Source organism: Streptomyces daliensis, from assembly GCF_054782395.1.
Window position 1 is genome coordinate 1 of sequence record NZ_BAAGSO010000021.1, and the last position, 17,241, is coordinate 17,241.

General features: G+C 70.9%; 21 protein-coding genes. 3 read left to right on the forward strand and 18 right to left on the reverse strand.

Going from position 1 to position 17,241, the window contains the following annotated elements:
• Positions 1 to 209, reverse strand: a 209-nt coding sequence (locus ACYVOO_RS05510; protein WP_461014500.1) for a sigma factor, incomplete at its 3' end; no start/stop codon positions are given.
• Between the two features lie 208 nt (positions 210 to 417).
• On the opposite strand from ACYVOO_RS05510, the gene ACYVOO_RS05515 reads away from it, so the two are divergent.
• On the forward strand, positions 418 to 1,158 hold the full coding sequence (locus ACYVOO_RS05515) for a GntR family transcriptional regulator (protein WP_461014501.1): 741 nt from the start codon (positions 418 to 420) through the stop codon (positions 1,156 to 1,158).
• Between the two features lie 141 nt (positions 1,159 to 1,299).
• Here the strand turns inward: ACYVOO_RS05515 and ACYVOO_RS05520 are convergent, their stop codons facing one another.
• On the reverse strand, positions 1,300 to 1,590 hold the full coding sequence (locus tag ACYVOO_RS05520; RefSeq protein WP_461014502.1) for a hypothetical protein: 291 nt from the start codon (positions 1,588 to 1,590) through the stop codon (positions 1,300 to 1,302).
• Positions 1,583 to 2,296 (reverse strand): P-loop NTPase family protein, encoded by a 714-nt coding sequence (locus tag ACYVOO_RS05525; RefSeq protein WP_461014503.1) that lies wholly within the window; start codon positions 2,294 to 2,296, stop codon positions 1,583 to 1,585. The genes ACYVOO_RS05520 and ACYVOO_RS05525 overlap by 8 nt, the downstream gene beginning before the upstream one ends.
• Positions 2,297 to 2,898: 602 nt before the next feature.
• On the opposite strand from ACYVOO_RS05525, the gene ACYVOO_RS05530 reads away from it, so the two are divergent.
• A complete protein-coding gene (locus ACYVOO_RS05530; RefSeq protein WP_461014504.1) occupies positions 2,899 to 3,177 on the forward strand; it encodes a hypothetical protein in 279 nt (92 codons plus the stop codon).
• 47 nt (positions 3,178 to 3,224) lie between these two features.
• On the opposite strand, the gene ACYVOO_RS05535 is transcribed toward ACYVOO_RS05530, so the two are convergent.
• Positions 3,225 to 3,410, reverse strand: coding sequence for a hypothetical protein (locus tag ACYVOO_RS05535; RefSeq protein WP_461014505.1), 186 nt, complete (start codon positions 3,408 to 3,410; stop codon positions 3,225 to 3,227).
• Between the two features lie 118 nt (positions 3,411 to 3,528).
• Complete coding sequence (locus tag ACYVOO_RS05540) at positions 3,529 to 4,101, reverse strand: hypothetical protein (protein ID WP_461014506.1); 573 nt, start codon at positions 4,099 to 4,101, stop codon at positions 3,529 to 3,531.
• A 436-nt stretch (positions 4,102 to 4,537) separates the two neighbouring features.
• Between ACYVOO_RS05540 and ACYVOO_RS05545 the strand changes: the two genes are divergently transcribed.
• Positions 4,538 to 5,452 (forward strand): hypothetical protein, encoded by a 915-nt coding sequence (locus ACYVOO_RS05545; protein WP_461014507.1) that lies wholly within the window; start codon positions 4,538 to 4,540, stop codon positions 5,450 to 5,452.
• 936 nt (positions 5,453 to 6,388) lie between these two features.
• On the opposite strand, the gene ACYVOO_RS05550 is transcribed toward ACYVOO_RS05545, so the two are convergent.
• From ACYVOO_RS05550 to ACYVOO_RS05610, 13 genes are all read right to left on the reverse strand, one after another.
• Positions 6,389 to 8,617, reverse strand: coding sequence for a hypothetical protein (locus tag ACYVOO_RS05550; protein WP_461014508.1), 2,229 nt, complete (start codon positions 8,615 to 8,617; stop codon positions 6,389 to 6,391).
• A 597-nt stretch (positions 8,618 to 9,214) separates the two neighbouring features.
• Positions 9,215 to 9,538 carry an RRQRL motif-containing zinc-binding protein gene (locus tag ACYVOO_RS05555; protein WP_461014509.1) on the reverse strand — a complete coding sequence of 108 codons (324 nt, stop codon included), beginning with the start codon at positions 9,536 to 9,538 and terminating at the stop codon, positions 9,215 to 9,217.
• Complete coding sequence (locus tag ACYVOO_RS05560) at positions 9,535 to 9,864, reverse strand: hypothetical protein (protein WP_461014510.1); 330 nt, start codon at positions 9,862 to 9,864, stop codon at positions 9,535 to 9,537. The genes ACYVOO_RS05555 and ACYVOO_RS05560 overlap by 4 nt, the downstream gene beginning before the upstream one ends.
• On the reverse strand, positions 9,861 to 10,064 hold the full coding sequence (locus tag ACYVOO_RS05565) for a hypothetical protein (protein ID WP_461014511.1): 204 nt from the start codon (positions 10,062 to 10,064) through the stop codon (positions 9,861 to 9,863). The genes ACYVOO_RS05560 and ACYVOO_RS05565 overlap by 4 nt, the downstream gene beginning before the upstream one ends.
• The gene (locus ACYVOO_RS05570; RefSeq protein ID WP_461014512.1) at positions 10,061 to 10,261 is read right to left on the reverse strand and encodes a hypothetical protein; all 201 of its coding nucleotides are present in this window, start codon (positions 10,259 to 10,261) and stop codon (positions 10,061 to 10,063) included. The genes ACYVOO_RS05565 and ACYVOO_RS05570 overlap by 4 nt, the downstream gene beginning before the upstream one ends.
• The gene (locus ACYVOO_RS05575; protein WP_461014513.1) at positions 10,258 to 10,452 is read right to left on the reverse strand and encodes a hypothetical protein; all 195 of its coding nucleotides are present in this window, start codon (positions 10,450 to 10,452) and stop codon (positions 10,258 to 10,260) included. Before ACYVOO_RS05575 ends, ACYVOO_RS05570 begins: the two co-directional genes overlap by 4 nt.
• Complete coding sequence (locus tag ACYVOO_RS05580) at positions 10,449 to 11,060, reverse strand: DUF6197 family protein (protein ID WP_461014514.1); 612 nt, start codon at positions 11,058 to 11,060, stop codon at positions 10,449 to 10,451. The genes ACYVOO_RS05575 and ACYVOO_RS05580 overlap by 4 nt, the downstream gene beginning before the upstream one ends.
• A gap of 400 nt (positions 11,061 to 11,460) precedes the next feature.
• Complete coding sequence (locus ACYVOO_RS05585; protein WP_461014515.1) at positions 11,461 to 11,667, reverse strand: hypothetical protein; 207 nt, start codon at positions 11,665 to 11,667, stop codon at positions 11,461 to 11,463.
• Positions 11,668 to 11,756: 89 nt separating this feature from the next.
• The gene (locus ACYVOO_RS05590) at positions 11,757 to 12,095 is read right to left on the reverse strand and encodes a hypothetical protein (RefSeq protein ID WP_461014516.1); all 339 of its coding nucleotides are present in this window, start codon (positions 12,093 to 12,095) and stop codon (positions 11,757 to 11,759) included.
• A gap of 324 nt (positions 12,096 to 12,419) precedes the next feature.
• Positions 12,420 to 14,738, reverse strand: a complete 2,319-nt coding sequence (locus ACYVOO_RS05595) for a DEAD/DEAH box helicase family protein (protein WP_461014517.1) — start codon at positions 14,736 to 14,738, stop codon at positions 12,420 to 12,422.
• 116 nt (positions 14,739 to 14,854) lie between these two features.
• Positions 14,855 to 15,436: a hypothetical protein gene (locus ACYVOO_RS05600; protein ID WP_461014518.1), complete on the reverse strand. Its 582-nt coding sequence runs from the start codon at positions 15,434 to 15,436 to the stop codon at positions 14,855 to 14,857.
• A gap of 164 nt (positions 15,437 to 15,600) precedes the next feature.
• On the reverse strand, positions 15,601 to 16,830 hold the full coding sequence (locus ACYVOO_RS05605) for a hypothetical protein (protein ID WP_461014519.1): 1,230 nt from the start codon (positions 16,828 to 16,830) through the stop codon (positions 15,601 to 15,603).
• A gap of 121 nt (positions 16,831 to 16,951) precedes the next feature.
• Positions 16,952 to 17,241: RNA polymerase sigma factor (locus tag ACYVOO_RS05610; RefSeq protein ID WP_461014520.1), on the reverse strand; the 290-nt coding region annotated here is incomplete at its 5' end.

The following is a 17,241-nucleotide window of genomic DNA, read 5'->3' on the forward strand; positions in this document are numbered from 1 at the left end:
GCACGGTCGTCGGAGGCCCGCAGCGTCGGCAGGGACCGCCAGACCTCCAGCCACGTGTCCTGGCTGATGTCGTCGGCGAGGCCGAAGCGCCTGCCGAGTCGGGCAGCGATGTAGGCGTGCAGCCGACGGAAGTAGATGACGTACAGCAGCTCGAAACGAGCCCTGTTCTCGTCCTGGTCACCAGGGGGGTGACCTGTAGCGTCAAGCACGGGTCGTGCTCCTCTCAATGGAACGGCCCGACAGCGGCCCCGGTGCGGACACACCGGGGCCGCACTGCGTCTGCGTGAGTGCAGTCACAGCGCGTGGCACAGCCCGATAGTGCACTAGCACACTACTCACGTCAACAGTTACCGTGTGCTTAGTGGTCTAGGTCGGGCCGCGCTTAGTGATCTAGAGCAGATGAAGGAGGGCCCGTAGATGGCTCCCGCAGTTGATCGCACTCCGCCATATCTCCAGGTTGTGCGCACCTTGAAGGAGCGGATCGTCTCCGGAGAGCTTGCGGACGGAGACCGCATCCCCTCCGTTCGCCAGCTAGCTGACGAATGGCAGATCTCCCAGGCGACAGCGCTCAAGGCAGTCGCAGCGCTCCGAGCCGACGGCCTGGTCGAGTCCGTCACCGGAATCGGTACCGTCGTCCGAACGAAGAGCACTCTGCACCGCAGCGCCGGAGACCGATTCGCCCGGATGCTAACCACCGGAAAGATCTACGCCCCGGACGAATACGCGAAGATCGTGGACACCGGGCGAGCCCAGCCGCCTCAGTGGGTAACCGACATCCTCGGGTTGGACGAGGGCGCGCAGGCCGTATACCGGCACCGTGTGACCTACAACGAACAAGGTCCGGTCAGCGCTTCCACCTCGTGGTTCTCTCCCGAGATGGGAGACCGTGTCCCGGCCCTGCTTGCCAAGGAGCGAATCCCGGGCGGCACCCCAAGCGCCATCAGGGAAGTCACCGGTCAGCAAGGTCACGTATCCAGCGACAGCACCACTGCCGCCGCCGCGACTGCATCCCAGGCAACAGAACTAGAGATCGACGAAGGATCACCGGTCCAAATCGGCCGCAACGTCCTCTACGACCTCGAAGGTGAGGTCATCGAAGCGGGCGAGTACGTAAACGCTGGCGGTCGATGGACCACCACCGAAACCCAGATCGGCTAACTCAGCCCGCCCACAAGAAAGGCCCCCGCCACTGCTGGCGGGGGCCTTTCAACGTTCTGAACTGGAGTGATACGCATAGCACTCGTACGCAGAGTCGCATGGCTCGCACGAGACGCACCCGTACGTGACCTCGTACGGGTGCTACTTGTGGGGCCGTCCCTGGAGCCGGGCGAGGCGGCGCTGGACTCTCGGGAGCGACTGGACGGCGGCCTCCAGGAGCGCGCCCACGACGATGTGCTTGGGCAGCCGCGTCTCGAAGTGGAGGTCGTCGACGGTGGCCTGGAACAGGTTCACGGACTCCTTCGAGGCGTACCAGGAGCGGCGGGTCATCTCCTCCGACTCCTCACGGCGCCGCTCCGCAGCGACCTTTCGCCGCGACACCTCCGTCTCCTCGTCATCGTCCTCCGGCGGCGGAAGCATCCGCTCAGGCATCCAGGTCTCCCTTCTCCAGCACTCCGGTCTCCACCATCAGCGCCGGCACGTCCAGGAAGTCCGTCGGCACCGTGCCGTACGCCTCCTGATACGCCACACGGCGCACCAGCTCGGTCTCCGTCACCGGATAGATGGGCACCGTCTGCCCCTGCCACGTGCCCGCGGTGAGCATCTCCCGGTACTGCCGCCGCAGCCGCGAGCGCTTCGCGGTGCGCGAGAGGACCACCCAGGCGTCGAAGCCGCCCACCACCGACTCCGCGCCCGCCAGCCGCGCCGCACGCCACGTGCCCGCGAGGTTGCGCACCTCGCTGGGGTCGGCGCCGATCGGGACGTACAACCGCTTCGCCCGGGTCAGCGCAGCGGAGAAAACACCGGGGTTGCCGCCGCCGATGTCGCACACGATCCGGTCCCACTCCCCCGACGCGCGCTCCTCGTCGAGGAACTCGTCGATGTCGTCGAACGGGTGCCGCCGCACCGTCACCGGCAAAGGCGCCGGCGCTATCCCGGCCGCCACCGCGCGCTTCAAGTCCTTGTCCCAGTGACTCCCGGTCTGACTGACCGTGTCACCCTCCACGTACAGCACGCTCTCCTTCCGGCGGACCGCCATCAGGATCGCCATCAGCATCGCCAGCCGTGTCTTGCCCGTACCGCCCTTGAGCGCGCCAACGACGTCGACCTCCGCATCGTCCTTCTTCGGCCTGGGCACTCCTCACCTCCCCTTCGCCTCCAGCCACCGGCCCTCGCCGGGGCCGCGCCAGGCTATCGCCCCGTGAGACCCGTGCGACGCCACACACCGATACCATGCCTCGCACCTATCGGACGCGTATCACTCCAGGTCACCGCCCCAGTCCTCGCACCGGCAGCCACGGCCAGGACCCGGACGGCCGACACCTCCGTGGAACCCATGAGACCGTCCTACGTGCGCGTCGCGGCATCCACGACGGCACACCGCGCGCCCGTCGCCGACCTCAGCCCATCGCAGGGTCGGCGTGGCCTTGAGCTGGCTGGGAGGGGGTGGGGTCGGTTGCGGCCGCGCGCCGACGAGCTGGCCGTCATCGGGGCCGGACGCCGTGCCGCCGTCACGGACGCGCGAGCGTGAGCCGACCACCGGCCCGGCCTGGGCTGGCGGGGAGCTGGCTGCTGCCGCGATAGGGCGCGCCACCGTCTTCTCGCTCCGCTCGTCCTCCGCCGTCGTGGTGACCGACCGGTCCGGCTAGCCGTCACTGTGACGGCTTTCGTCATTCCCGCTCAAGCCGTCACTGTGACGGCTATGGTGCAGGTACACCACCACCGAAGGGGGCGGACACCATGGCCGACCGCGACGACCGCTGTGCAGCAGCCCATCCCAAGGACCCCAGCCCGTGCGAGGGACCCGGGGACGCGGTCCTCATCCGGGACCAGCACATGAGCAGGGCACGGGACGAGATGACCGAGGGCGTCCCCGGATGCGTCCACCACGGCGCACGGATGCTCGCCAGCCTGACCGGCGGCCGGGTCTACCCCGGCCCCGGCGCCGACCCCTCTGGCGGCGCGGCCATCGAAGTGCACACCCGCGCGCAGAAAATCCGCCCCTTCGAATGGCTGTAGACACCCGCCCGGTTCCTCGAGGCCCGCGCCGATCGGCGCGGGCCCCGTCACTTCTCCCCGGCCAGCTCCCGAAGGTCCCGGAGCCGACGGGCCTCGAACGCCCGCTGCCGGTGGCTGCGCTTGCAGTACCGCCGCGGCGTGCGCGTCCCGAGCTGGCTCACCGGCTCCCCGCACCACTCGCACCTGATCTGCGCACCGCTCGCGGTCTCCTGGGTCGGCAACTCCTCGCTCATCCGGACACCGTAGCCGTCACAGTGACGCCATACGAGGACAGCCCCGCCCCGGACGCAACGCGAGAGCCCCGTACCGATCCGGTACGGGGCTCTCGCGTCGGGTCATCCCCGCTACTGCTCACCGCCCGTGCCGGTCTCCCGGGCCAGGGGGGGCGAGAAGCCGGGCCAGCTCGTGGAGCCCATCCCGGACAATCAGGTGATCGGCAGCGGGAAGCCGGGCCGTGCTGCCATCGCCGACCTCGACTTCCTGGTGCGCGGTCTCCTTCGTCAGCCGGACCGTGGCGGCCTGACCGTCCGCAAGCAGCAGTTCCGCCGTCACCGTCCCGACCACCGGCAGCCCTTCCTCCAGACAGCCCTCGATCAACCCGGTGTTGCGGGCCTCCAGTTCGGCAGTCGGCACCTTGGCAGCAATGTGCTCGTGGACGTGGAGCGAGGCCCTGCGGAGCCGCTCCACGACTTCCTCGCCCTGAGCGAGCTGGTCCTCGGCAGTGGCCTCCGCCAGCCTCGCGAACTCCGACAGCGCGAGGGCGAGCTGACCGCCGGCCTCTCCCAGCGTCTCGCGCTCGGGTCCAGTCGCCGCGGGCATCAGCACCTCCAGGGCGTGCTGGGCGAGATCTCGCAGCGCCTGCGGATCAAGCGGAGCGTAAGGCTGGAGCGTCCCGGGCTCAGCCAGGGTCCGGTAAGTCGTCATGGGCGCCCATCCCCTCAGTTGTGATGTCCCCTGCACCCTAGCCGTCACTGTGACGGCTTGAGCGGGAACGACAAAAGCCGTCACAGTGACGGCATACGAGAGCAGCTCTCCATCCTCCACACCTATGCATCACGACCAGGCGGAACCACAGCACACCTCTTGCACTCCGAGGCCGGGCTCAGGAAGTGGACAAAGGTACCTCCCCCGGAGGGGAGCCACGGGCCGGGCACTGTAGCCGTCACAGTGACGGCATACGGGAGCAGCCGCTACGATGAATGACGGCCGTCGCACGTCGGCCTGACTCCGAGCCAGCTCCGCCCACGCCGGGCCTGGCCAAGAGGACAAGGGGTGCAGAACCTCCGTGCCGCACTGCTTCGCTGACGGTCGATCTCGCAGAGGCGAAGGTGCGTGGGGCCTACGCCAGGAAGCGATGGTCATGACCGCGAACAAGGACTTCAAGCACCTCGCGCGGCGCCTCGCCGCGAGCGAGGGCATCTCCTACGCAGCCGCCCAGCGGCGCCTGCTGGAACGTCCCGCAGACGACGACGGCTCCGCAGATCCGGACGCTGTGTGCCGGTTCTGGATGCCGGAGGACGCGAAGGGTGTCCCGTACGAGGTGCGGCAGGCCGCGACGTTGCCGACTGGCCGGGCGTACCAGGTGGCCGTGCGGTACGAGGAGCCGTCGTCCATTGCGTTCCCGGACCGGTGGCTCCTGGCTCTGGTGTACGCGATGCTCGCCGACCAGAGGCCGGACCTTCTGCCAGGCCGGGAGGATCTGCGGTCCGCTGTCGAGAGCGGCGACCAGGCCGCGGTGGACGCAGTCATGGACCCGCTGGACCGGGCGGCGGCCCGCCTGCTGACGAAGGAGGCGGATCACTGGTGGAGCGAGGTGAAGCCGCGCTTGGACTCGTACGCGGACGCCGTCGAGGCTGACGACCGGCACCAGGTCGGCCGTCTGGTCGAGCAGTGGAGGCGGGCGTGGACGAAGGCCCGGAACTCGAATGGCTACTACGACGCGCCCGGCGTGCTGTGGCACGCGCCGAAGCACTGGCTCGACGCCCTCCTTGTCGACCGGCACGGCGGTCACCTCGCCCGGGTCCGCCTCGTCGACGGCCGCCCCGCCTTCGTGTACGCGGCGGAATGGGGCGAGGCCGGGCCACCGCTCGCCTACCGGGTGCGGGAGATGGAACCCGGCCGGTACGGCAACGCCGGGAAGCTGATCCCGAAACTGAGCGGCGGCGAGTTGGTCGATGCCGAGGACTGCCGGGACGACGGCCCCTGCCTCGTGTGCGGCGGTGAGGCCGGGATGACCGAGGGCCTGTGCGAGGGCTGCACGTCACGGCAACCCTGACCCAGGACGCAGGCCCAGTTCTGCGGTCGGTCACGCGGCCAGTTCTGCGGCTGGTTTCGCGGCCGGTCGCGCCACCAGTTCCGCGAGCGGTTGCGGCGACCAGTTCGACGCCGCCGCGACCGCCCAGGCCGTGGCCGGTTGCCCCGCTGCCGACACCTCTTCCGCGTACACAGCGGAAGAGGTTTTCGTTCACCACGGATGCCGGCCGACCCACCGACCGAGCAAGTTGGAGGCCCGGAGTGTCCGGGGCACAGCAAGTTATCGACGAAGACCATCTTCCCCGCACCCGAGGGCTGGCACGGGAAAGAGCCACCAGGGCCGGGCGGACGAGGGCACGGCTCTGGTCGCGCCGGAGCGCTCTTCGCCAGGGCCTTGACGACGCTCTCTTACCTGGGGGTTAAGAGGTCGGCAGAACACCCGGCGGCCCCCCTCTGGCCCGGCAACCCAGTACGTCATCTCGGTGACGTACGGACGCGAGCGGAGACGTACACGCGCTCCCGGCCTGACCGGAGCAAGCTAGACGATCAGGTATCCAGATCGGTCCGCCGTACCCGACGGTCGCTGCGCTGAGCGGGCCGCCGGGTGCCACTCGTGTGAGGGATTGGCAGGCGACCGGAGCAGTGGAACGCTACCCGCGCGGAGCGCGGGGACGGGGCAAGGTCACCTTGCCCACTAACTTGCTCCGCCTGTTCCTCCCGGCAGATCACGGCAGCGAGTTAGACCGAGTGCGACGCCCGCCTCCGCTGCTTTCTGGCACCGGCGTACGAGGGATGTCGGGCTCGCGGCCGCCGTTCACCACACGCTCCGACCAGGTGCGCGACGACTGTCGCGCATCCAGCGACAGAACGTCTCTTGTGACCTTCTTCGTGACGCTCTTCGTGCCCTGAGTGCAAAAGTGCCAGAGGTGTACGGCCACGCAGGTCATAAAGCCGGGGGTCAGCATCCGATGTGACGGAGCGGGAGGCCGGGGGCGACCCTGTCGCCGCAGCGGACGCAGCAGGGGGTGTCCGAGACCTTCGTCGTGGCACGCGTACGGGTGGCTTCCCGCGCGATGGGGAGTCCCTTCTTGCGGCGGGCCGCCTGCTCTGGCCGGACCACATCTCGTGGCCGGGCACCGAGGGCTGCGGCGTCGGCCTCCAGGGCGTCCGGGCCCTCCCAGCGCGGGCGCCGACGGGCGGGGCGGGACTGCGGGGTGACCCGCTCTCCCGCGGCGACCAGCTCGCCGGTCTCCGGGCAGAGTTCGCCCCCGGGCCCGTACATGTCCCTCCCCCACACCAGTCCCCAGGACTCCAAGACTGCGCGCACCTCTGCGCGGGCCTCGACCTCCGCATCGAGGTCCTGCTCGGTGGCGCGAGCGGTGGCGACGGTGACCGCGACGCGGAGTTGCCCGCGACGGCCGGGGACGGCGGCGACGCGGGTCCACCAGGGGCCGGGGGTGACCTGGACGAGGACGGCGGAGGTTTCGGCGGCGGCCTCCTCCTGGACGACGTCCTGGGCGTCGCGCTCCTCCTGCTCGGTGAGGCGGATGAGGCGGGCGCGGGCCTGCCCGGTCCAGGTGAGCATCCGGGAGCCCTTCGTCGCGCGCTCGTACTCGCGCCACAGGTCGGCTTCGGCCTCGTCACCGGCCAGGGCCCGGCGCAGGATCTCCATGGGCGTGCGGCCCGCGCTGCGGCCGGTCTTCATGTCGCCGCGCAGCAGCTCGTTGCCGAGGGCGCGGGCGCGGTCGGCCTGTCCGATCTCCTCGCGGATGTCGGCGATCAGGCTGTCGGCATCCGCTTCAGTGCGGACGTCGCCAGCTGCGCGGGCACGGTCGCGGCGAGCACGCGCGTCCCGGAGCCGCTGAGCCTGGTCGGCCGTGGGCCGGGCGGCGCGGCTCCCGCCACCGGAGGCGGGCCCGTCTCCCGCCTCCTGGTCGTCCTTGTCCTGCACCTTCACCAGGTAGCGGGCCAAGTCGGCGGCGCCGTCGGCGCCGCGGCGCGCGGCCTCGACCTTCACACCGTGCTTGCGGGTGGGCCGTCCGAGCCCGGCGTGGCGGCACTCGGCTTCCCAGCGGCGGTACAGCTCTTCCTCCAGCTCGGCGGCGACCTCGTCGGTGACCGGGATCTCGGTCCACAGCACGGCGTGGATGTGGGTGTGCCAGCCGGACGCGTGCGAGTGCGTGACCTCGATCGCGCGGGTGGCCCCGGCGATCCCGTACGCCTCGCGGGCAGCACGCCACCACCGGGACTGGAGCATGCGGCGCCAAGCGGACGCGGTGCGCTGGAGCTGGCCGGGCCGCATCTCGGGCTGTCCGTCCGGCCCGAGGATCACCTGCCCCTGCCTGTCCCGCTTGATGCGGTCCTCCAGGACGGCGTGGCGGCCGTGGCGGGAGGTGAGGGTGGCCATGGCCATCCCGTGCGGGGCGTGCGTCTGCCCGAGCTGGTCGTCGTCGCCGGTGCAGACCCCGGCATCATGCTCGGCGGTCCAGGCCAGGGCGTAGTTCTCCATCAGGTGTGCCCGGTCTGCCCGGACGACGGGGGCGCACTCGGGGCAGCTCCACACCGACCCGCACCTGAACACGCCCGCGAATCCGCCGCTTCCGTCGGTCTTCTGGGTGATGGCGACGGCGCCGCTGAGCGGCATGACGCCGCACCGGCGCAGCGACACGAGCGTGGTGATCGGGCGGACGTCGTCAAGGAGCCGCATCCGGCGTTGGAGCCGGTTGTTGCGCTGCTCGTACCGCTTACCCAAATCGGGCGTTTCGGACGGGACTTGGGCAGCGTCCGTGGGCCCCTGTTTGCGCAGGTCGGGGGCCGCTTCCGCCCCGAGCGCGGCAACACTGCTCTCTGCTTTCCCAGGCGCACCAGCGTCGGGGCCGGGGGCGGGTGCCGCACCGGGGGTCTCGTCGTGGTCGCGGGGGGTGGTGCGGGCCGTCCGCTTGCCTCCGCAGCCGCACGGGCAGGGGATCTTGGGCGCCGTGACGGCGTGGCGGGCCTGTGCGGCCGCCTCAGCGCCTCGGGGGTCGCGGAAGCGCGCCAGGGCCTGCGTGGCCGCCTCGTCGCTCGTACGGGCGCTCCGGAGGGCGCGGAACGTCTCGTAGGCGGCGGTCCGCTGACCGTCGCTCAGCTCGTCGGCATCGACGGCGGGCGCCTGGTCCCAGGCAGCCCGGCGGCGGGTCGCCTTCACCGCGACGGCGGTCTGCTCCTGGTGGCGGCGGGCGCGGGCCTCACGGCGCTTCTGCGCGTTGCTCCGACGACGCCCTCGGGGCCCGTGCCCAGACGTGCGTGAGTCCGGCCCGGCGGTCGGAGTGATCTCCGACCCGCTGACCGGATCAGTGGTTGCGGACCATGGTCCGCCGGGTACGCTGGACAACAGCGTTGGGTCCTATCTGGTGGTCGCCTGAGAAACGGAGCTGGTTAGGACTCACGCGGGGCGTTCCGAACTCCTACATCCGGGGCGCCCCACGCAATTTTGTGATCCCGATCTTGCCCTATCCTCTGTGGTTCTGGGGACAGGGCTCGCCGATTGGGTCACGTGAGGTTTCAACGCCCGGGATAAGCCCGCGTCACGTCTCCCGTGACGCGGGCTTTCTCCTGCTGTCGGTTCGTCAGGACGCTTTGGGTCGCGTGCGTCGGCGGACTCGGACGGGCTCCGGATCACTTTCCGCACGTCCGTTCGGCGGGTGTGTTCCGCCTGCGGCGCCCGGCCGGGTGAAGCCGTTCGGTCCTCCGGCCGGGGAGGTGACCTCCCTGCCACGAGAGCCGCGCTCAGGCCACCAGCCCATCACCCATCACCTGCCGTGATGGTGCAGGTCCCGCACAGGCCGATCCGGCGGGAGAGGACGTATCCGACGTCCAGGCCGCAGCCCGGGCAGATGCGGCGGGCCCGCAGCATCGCCTCAACCGACCGCCGTCGGCCGTCGGTCATCGGCCTCTTCGGCAGGCACTTGGTGATGTCGTAGAGCGCGGCCCAGGACCCGCCGGGCCATTCGAGCTGCGCGACGGGGTCGTGGCCTCCGGGTCGCAGGCCGACCGCGTCGAGCTGCCTCTTGGTGGCCAGCCCGTCGGGCGCGGTGCGCGGGGCGTAGCTGGGGATCGTCTCGCTCACCGGCCACCGCCCCTGACGCCCCTGATGTCGACGAACGACTGGAACCGCACTTCGGCAGCGCCCATGCGGATCGTCGCCTGCTCCACTCGGGACCGCCCCGGGTTGTGGGTGCGGACCACGAGGGCGCCGGCGGGGATGCTCAGCGTCTCCATCCACATCGCGGCCGCGAGCGGATCGTCGTGGATCGCGAGGGTGAGCCGGTCCGGGTAGATCGGGGAGGCGTCGAAGTGCGGTGCGGGCAGGCTGCCGTGGTCGGCCAGCAGCCGGGCCAGCACAGTCACCGGCGCCGACAGGTCGCGCAGCGTCAGGGCCTTCATCGCCTTCATCGCATCTGCCCCTTGCTGCGGGGGGACTGCCGCTCGCGGCGGACGAGGATCTCGTGCGCGAGCCGGTCACGGTCCTCGTAGGCGGCGGCGCTGAGGATCTGATCTGCCGGGCCGTAGTCGCCGCAGTCCATCGCCAGCGCGGCACAGCGCAGCACGTAGTCCGTGGCGGGCACCTCGATGAGGGGCACGAGGCGGGTCATTCGGTCACCTCGCAGTGCTGGAGTACGGCGATGGCCGCGCACCGGCGGTGTTTCTCACCGCGGGTGGCGACGACGCGGTCGACCAGCTCGTTGGCACACCGGTCATCGCCTGCGTCCAGCTCACGGGCCGCGCGCACCCATTCGGCAGACGAGATGCCAACGAGGCAGTCCATCATCGTGGTGAAGCGGGTCGTCACCGGGACTCACCCCCGGCGGCCGCGGCGACGACGAACTGGTCCCCGTCGGCGGCGTAGTGGACGTGCGCCTGTTCCCCGCGCTCGCGCTGCTCCTGGGCGTCGTGAGCGGCACGCAGGGAGGCGCGGGTGTCCCCGGCCGGGTAGGACCGCACGATGCGGTGGGGAGTCCGTCGGCAGAGTTTGCACGTCATCGCCGGGACCTCCCCGCACGGGCGGCGGCGGCGCGGACCAGGCCCAGCGCCTCCTCCTCGCGGCGGCCAGGAGCGTCGTTCCACTGCCAGTACGGGCCCGCCTGCCCGCGCTCCGCCAGGACCTCATCCAGCACGCGGCCCGCCTCCGCGACGGTGCGCGCGTCGCCGTACCCGAGGTGGTGCAGCACGGTCTGGGCCCCGGCGATGCAGCGGCGGCCGGAGCGTGTGCGCAGAGCACCGTGCCCGGTCCAGCCGTAGGAGACCAGGGTGAGCGCGACCAGCTCCAGGTGCTCAGCGACGGAGACCGCGCGGGTGCGGCGGGGAAGGCGCCGCAGCACGGTGTCGGGCAGCAGCCGCAGCAACCGCCAGGGCGCGCGAAGCTCGGGCGCCGCGGCGACGGCCGGGGTCGTCGACAGCGCCTCGTCGACGAGCTGCTGCGTGGTCCGGCTGACGAGCGGGTGCGCGGTCGTAGGCGCCGGCGCCGCAGCGCCCCGGGCCCGTGCCTCGAGGTAGTGCTCGATCTCGACGACGAGGACAGCCGCATCGATGTCCACCTGGCCGACATCGGCCAGGGGACGGGTTGCCGTGGTGGTGGGGTACGTGGTCATCTCGGAGGTACCTCCTGTTGCTGTCATGCGCGGGCTGGGAGGGGCGCTCCGGTTGCTGGCAGGCGAGAGGAGCGCCCCGGTCAGACCGCCGTCAATTCGTCCTGTGGGCCTGGAAACTGGTTGCATTCGATCCCTGGAAGCGCGGGTTATCGCGGATGATGTCGGCGACGATTCCGGGAAGAATGCTCTCCGCCGTCGCGTTACCAGGAGCGTCCGTGACACCTTGGAAAAGCACGTTTTCCCTGTCCCGGGTGGTGAGCATCAGTTCCCACTTCCACTGAGACCTCGACATGGTGTAATCCCTCCCTGTCCGGGACTTTCCCGGCTCCCCTCGCCCCGCCCGTTCGAGACGGGCGGGGGAGGCAACCGGCCCGCCGTAGCGGAATCGGTGCGGGGAATATCAGCCCTTCGGGCACGAATCAGCGTGCCGCCTGGCCACCGGCTTCAGGACCTCGAGCGCGTCACGCGCTTCGGCTTCGGACTCCACCGCTTCCACGTCAACCGTCCTGGTGCAGGCCCGGCAGACGACCAGCACCTCGTCACCGTCGCGGTAAATCTCAACGGGAAATCCGTGCTTCGTCCTGATCGCATTCTTGGTGTCAGCCATGAGAATTGCCTTTCTGGTCGGTGGACCGGGACTGTCCCGACTCCCCTTGCCGCCCCACCACGTGGCGGGGCGACGCGGGCAGCCGTCAGTCAGCGGCGGGCCTTCTTCTTCTCGCGAAGCTTGAGAACATCGGCGGGCGTGACGTGCAATTCCAGGTCGTCATCCGCAAACAGCGGGCGGATATGTCCGTCAGAGGCCGGGTGGCTGTCGTAGACCGGGCCGTAGAGGTTGACCAGGAAATCGGCCCCCATGGAGCCGCACATAGGGATTCCGGTGAACATCTGGCGCTTGGTGAAAACCCACGAACGCCACAGCTTCTCGCCCTTGAACGGCGTGTCCGATTCCTCGATCGTGTAGTAAGTCGCGCCGATCTCAACGTCCTTGAGGAATTCCTTACGGCCCTTTTTGGTCGGCTCGTAGACCTTCATCTCAATCTCCTCTGCGTGTCATGCGCGGGCTGGGAGGGGCGCTCCGGTTGCTGGCAGGCGAGAGGAGCGCCTTTCGGTGCCGGACTGCTGTCCGGCTCCCGGTCCGTCCGGGAGACGGACCGGGCAACCGGCAGCTCGCGGGGCGGTCACACAGGTGGTCGCCCCACGGTGCGTGCCTGATTTGTACTGGTCTGCCGGGCGGTCGGAGAGAGGGCCCGGATGGTCCGGCGACCGGGTGCGGCGCTTCCCCGACCGGGGAGCGTTCCGGGAGGATTCGGACGCTGACCGGACAGTGACCACCCGTGCGACCGGGGTGATTTGGGGTTATTTGCCGTTCTGGAGAGCGGCAGCGATCTGGTCACGGAGGTAACCGTTGGGGTTGGCCATGCTGTCTATCGGCCCGAGCTTGCGGGTAGTACCCGCGCCCGCGTCCCGCAGCCGGGCCTGGAGCTGTGCCTTGGTCAGCTCGCCGTACCGGTCGTGATGCGCGGCGGCCAGCAGTTCGACCAGGCGCTCGGTGCGGGCCCGGTCCACCCCGGCCTCGGCCAGCACCGCGAGGCAGTCGGTCAGCAGCAGGCGGACGGCCGCCGCGGCGGCGTCCTCCTTGCCGTAGTCCGCCGCGTCTCCGGTCAGCACTCCGGCCAGAATCCGGTGCTGACGACCGAGCAGGCAGATCTCCTTGAACTCCGGCAGATCGATCACGTCGCTCTTGACCGTGATGTGCTCGCCGCTCTGGTCGATGACGACCACGCCCCGGGAGTCCTCAGTGAGCAGGTGTGGGGCGGCACCGGCCGCGACCGCGTCGTCGCCCAGGACCATCCGGGCGGACCGGTCGCCCTTGACCCGGAAGCTGGCGCGCTTGGCGCACACCTCGCGCAGCGCGGTCGGCACGCTGGAGGCGTCGGGCCGCTGTGTGATGAACACGCCCATGCCGCCGACGAAGCGGGTGACGCGCACGAAGCGGGCGAAGCCCTCGACCATGAGTTCCTTGCCCGGCCGGGTGGTGGTCTTGCCCGTCTCGGGGTCCTGGTCGATGACGACGCGCACCAGGGCCGCGCCGTCCAGGAGTTCTTGGAGTTCGTCCACGATGAGCAGGACCGGGCCCATGCCCGCCGCCGCCAGCTCTCGGGTGATCTTCCCTTCCGGGACGGTGTCGGGGTCGGTCTCGTAGAGGCGCTCCAGCTCTTCCCCGCGCCGCTGCATGTCGTGGATGAGGCCGCCGACAGCGGAGAGCACGACGTGGATGGTCTCCTCGTCGGCCCCGGCGATCCACCGGTGTGCGACGTGCCGCAGAGGAGCCCAGTCGGGCCCGGTCTTGCCGGTGATGACGATGATCCGCACCGTCGGATCGAGGACTGCGGCCGCCGCGATGAGCCGGGCCAGGTAGGTCTTGCCGTAGCCCATCAGCCCGCCGATGAGCAGGGAGGACCACAGCAGGTGCATGGTGTGCAGCACCGCGCGGGCATCCCCGCCCAGCGGCACCCCCTGCTCCCAGAAGTCCCAGCGGTCCGCCTTGATCAGCGGGGACGCGGTCTTGCCGGTGCCGTAGGGGTTGTCCGCGTCGGCCACCCACAGCGTGAAGCGGCCCTCATGTCCCTCGTCCGAGCTGTCGGCCTTCATCTCGATCCGGGACTTCTTGATCCGCAGGGCCGACGCCAGGTCTCCGATCTTTCCCATGGCGTCGGCGGCCACCACGCCGCGCGGCAGTTCGACCGTGGCGGTCCAGCCAGGTCCGTCCGGGCGGATCACCCCGGCCAGGTGCGTCTCGTCGCGCTGCTTCTCGGTGATGATCCCGGCCTTGACCAGGGCCGTCACGAGGTCTGATTCGCCCTTGACGTGGGCCGCGTCGCGCTTGGTCAGGGAGACCCGGCCCGCAGCGGCCAGAGTGTCGGGCACGTACGACTGGCCATCCGGGACCGCCGTCCAGCCCTCCCCCGTCTCCTGCTGCGGGTCTCCCTCTTTGACGAGGCTGACTGGTGCCGGCACCAGTCCGCCGCTCTCGTGCTCCTGCTCCTGGTCCTCCTCTTCGCGGGCGAGGAACCACCAGCCGAACGGCGCCGCCGCCAGGACACCGAACAGCACCAGCGGTTCGGCCAACGAGGCATTGAGCCCAGCGACACCGGCCAGCCCCGTACCGCCGACGCGCACCGCCTTCTTCGCCCAACGGGCGCGGGCGATGTCCGCGCGGCTGGCGGGCTTGACCGCCAGTACCGGGCCTTCGGCCTGCCGGGTCTCGATCCGGCTCTCCGCTGCCGCCAGGAGTCCGGTCAGCCGCTCGACCTCCGGGCTGCGGGCCTCCCGGTCCCCGGCCGCCGCAGCGGCGCGGCCCTTGGCCGTGGCCAGCCGAGCGCGCAGCCGGGCGACCTCCTGGATGAGCCGATCGTCGGCGCCCTGCGCCGCGCGGCGCCGCCGGGTGACGACCTCTTCCCCGAGCTGCACGTCATCCAGGTCGGCCGCCGCGTACCAGTCGGACACCCTGCGGCGGACCCGCTCGCGCTGCACCTCGTATGCCGCCTGCGCGGCCCGGCGGCGCTGCCGCAGCGACTCCGTGATCCGGCGGCGCCGGGTGTCCTCGATGACCTCCGCGTCGATGACCTCCGGTTCCTCTCCGGCGGAATCTGCTCTCGTCGTCTCGATCGTCACTGTGCTCTCCCTGCTCCGACCTGGGGTGATACGTCTCGCATGTGTAAGTGAGGTATGAGGAGTGCGAGGGGTGCGACGCATACGACGCGCCGTCACCCCCACCCCACCCCTGCCGGTCAGAGACCGGCCCAGAGGTTCCCGAAGGAGCTGCTGGCCGACCCGGAGAGCTGCGTGACCAGCGGGCCGACGAATGTCGGCGAGAGCAGCACGCCCAGGATCACGCAGGCGATCATGTGGCCCTTCGCCAGACCGCCGCGCTTGATGGAGTAGCCGATGATCACCATGAGGACGAGCGCGACAACGGCCGTTCCGGCGACGGCACCGCCGGACGCGGTCTGCTGCATCTCGCCGTAGGCGGGCTGTACCTGGCCGGGCGTCTGCTGCTGGGGCACGACCTGGTCGCCCTGCTCCATCTCGGGAGCGGGAGCGTTGCCGCTCCCCAGGCCCGCCCCACCCTCACCGGAGGCCAGGGTTGTGACGGCCTGGAGTTGGGCGGAGTCCGCCCGGTAGGCCGCAGACTCCATCCCGGTCACGTGCACGGTGCCGCCGCTCGGGAGGGTGACCGGGGTCCCGGTCGCCTGCTGTACCGCAGCGGCGGAGACGGTAGAGGGGCCGACAGCGGACGCGGCGGACGCGCCGGAGAGCAGAGCGACGGCGGCGGCACCGGAGACGGCGAGGGTACGGACGATCTTCTGCATGGGGTGGGTTCCCTTCCGGGTCGGAGCGGAGCTGCGGGGAGATGGGGTGGGGCGCTGCTTGGGTCCGCAGCGCGGGCACGGCACGGTTGTGCCGTCGGGGCGGACGAGGGTTGCCCAGTCCTGGCACTGGAGACAGCGCGGGAGTGCGGGCAGGTCGCGGGGGATCACCGGCGCTCCTCCCGAACGGCGTTGCGAAGGCGGACGAGGTACTCGTTGGCGCCGCCGCCGACCGCCTGACGCACCGTCTTGAGCGAGAGGTGCGCGGCGCCTCCGAGGGTGTCCGCGAGGGCGCGGACCTTCTCCAGATCGGCGTCCGCGAGTGGCTTCGCGGGAGCCTTCGGCGCGGTGCGTCCGGCGCGCTCTCCAGAGGGCTGCTTCCCTTTCCGCCCAAGGGGTGTAGCCGGTTCCACGATCTTCAGGCGGGCGCCGCCGGAGCCGGTGCCGGACGGCCCGGACGGGGCACTGCCGGACGTGCCGCCGGAGGGTCCGTCGTCGCCTCGGTCGGCGCCGAACAGGTCGTCCAGGAGCAGTTCGACGGCGGCACGCTCGGGGGTGCGGTCGGCGGCGTCGAGGACGTCCTCCAGTTCTGCGTCGGCGGCGAGGCGCTGCTCGACCACAGGGGCGGTCACCGCGACGGCGGCGCCGTGGACGTCACGCCACGCCTGCGCCCATGCCGTCTCCGCGTCGAGGGAGTCGTACGGGTGCGCCGCGAGGATGTCCAGGTGCCGCTCCCACACGTCCGCGAAGCGGCGCTTACGGCGGCGAGCCTGCTTCGCGCGGGCACGATCAGCCCGGCGCTCGGCACGGCTCCGGCCACCCCAGCCGCCGTGGCGCCCGGCACCGCGCAGCTCCCAGAACGCCACGCCGCCAAAAGAGCTGGCGGCCAGTACCCAGGCGAACCAGTCCGGTCCGGGTGCGTGGGAGTAGTTAATGGAGGCCGCCACAGCGGCGCAGGCCCACATCGCCGCGCGGAATCGGCCGACCGGCCGCCCGGCGGCCTTGGCCCTCTCTCCTGCGACAGTGGACACCCAGGCGCCAGCCTCCAGCATCACCGCCAGGGCGACGGCGATGACCACGGGCACCTTGGGCACTGCCGCCAGAGCTGCGATCTGGTAGTAGACAGCCGGGATGATGGAGCAGGCCATGACGATCAGGGCCGCGACGGTGTCACCCTCACGGCTCAGCCGCGCCAGCGCGGCCGAACGGCTCTCCCGCCGGGCGGCCTTCCTCCTCTCCCGGCGCTTCTGGCTCTCGCGGCGCTCCCGGCGAGCGCGCTCTTCGGCCAGCGCCTGGTCGCGGCGGCGCTCCTCGCGCTCCAGGCGCCGGTCCTCGCGGTCCTCGGCCCGTACAGCCGACCGGTCCCGGCGGCGCTCCTCGCGGTAGTCGGTACTCATGCCGCCAGCACCCCCCGGTGCTGCGGGCAACGGAAGCCCCTCCGGGTCAGGCCCACATTCCGAGTAGAGGCGCAGAACCGGCGCTCATTCCGGTGCCAGTAGCCGCAGTAGAGAACGTCGCTCATGCCGCCACCCCCAGCGGAGACGCGGGGTCGCGCAGCATCGCGGCTGCCGTGACGCGCTCGACGGCCACCTCTTCGGCGGACGGGGCGCTAGGCAGGAGACGGGCGGTGACGCCCTCGAAGGGCGTGGGCGTCTCGCGGGTCGCGGACGCACGGCGGAAGTGACGGCAGATCGTGCGGCGTGCGATGACCGCCAGCCAGCCGAACGCACGGTCGTCGGAGGCCCGCAGCGTCGGCAGGGACCGCCAGACCTCCAGCCACGTGTCCTGGCTGATGTCGTCGGCGAGGC

Coding starts and splice junctions, on each gene's coding strand:
- ACYVOO_RS05515 (WP_461014501.1), top strand. CDS start 418: ATGGCTCCCGCAGTTGATCGCACTCCGCCATATCTCCAGGTTGTGCGC.
- ACYVOO_RS05520 (WP_461014502.1), bottom strand. CDS start 1,590: ATGCCTGAGCGGATGCTTCCGCCGCCGGAGGACGATGACGAGGAGACG.
- ACYVOO_RS05530 (WP_461014504.1), top strand. CDS start 2,899: ATGGCCGACCGCGACGACCGCTGTGCAGCAGCCCATCCCAAGGACCCC.
- ACYVOO_RS05535 (WP_461014505.1), bottom strand. CDS start 3,410: ATGAGCGAGGAGTTGCCGACCCAGGAGACCGCGAGCGGTGCGCAGATC.
- ACYVOO_RS05540 (WP_461014506.1), bottom strand. CDS start 4,101: ATGACGACTTACCGGACCCTGGCTGAGCCCGGGACGCTCCAGCCTTAC.
- ACYVOO_RS05545 (WP_461014507.1), top strand. CDS start 4,538: ATGACCGCGAACAAGGACTTCAAGCACCTCGCGCGGCGCCTCGCCGCG.
- ACYVOO_RS05560 (WP_461014510.1), bottom strand. CDS start 9,864: ATGAAGGCGATGAAGGCCCTGACGCTGCGCGACCTGTCGGCGCCGGTG.
- ACYVOO_RS05565 (WP_461014511.1), bottom strand. CDS start 10,064: ATGACCCGCCTCGTGCCCCTCATCGAGGTGCCCGCCACGGACTACGTG.
- ACYVOO_RS05575 (WP_461014513.1), bottom strand. CDS start 10,452: ATGACGTGCAAACTCTGCCGACGGACTCCCCACCGCATCGTGCGGTCC.
- ACYVOO_RS05580 (WP_461014514.1), bottom strand. CDS start 11,060: ATGACCACGTACCCCACCACCACGGCAACCCGTCCCCTGGCCGATGTC.
- ACYVOO_RS05585 (WP_461014515.1), bottom strand. CDS start 11,667: ATGGCTGACACCAAGAATGCGATCAGGACGAAGCACGGATTTCCCGTT.
- ACYVOO_RS05590 (WP_461014516.1), bottom strand. CDS start 12,095: ATGAAGGTCTACGAGCCGACCAAAAAGGGCCGTAAGGAATTCCTCAAG.
- ACYVOO_RS05600 (WP_461014518.1), bottom strand. CDS start 15,436: ATGCAGAAGATCGTCCGTACCCTCGCCGTCTCCGGTGCCGCCGCCGTC.
- ACYVOO_RS05605 (WP_461014519.1), bottom strand. CDS start 16,830: ATGAGTACCGACTACCGCGAGGAGCGCCGCCGGGACCGGTCGGCTGTA.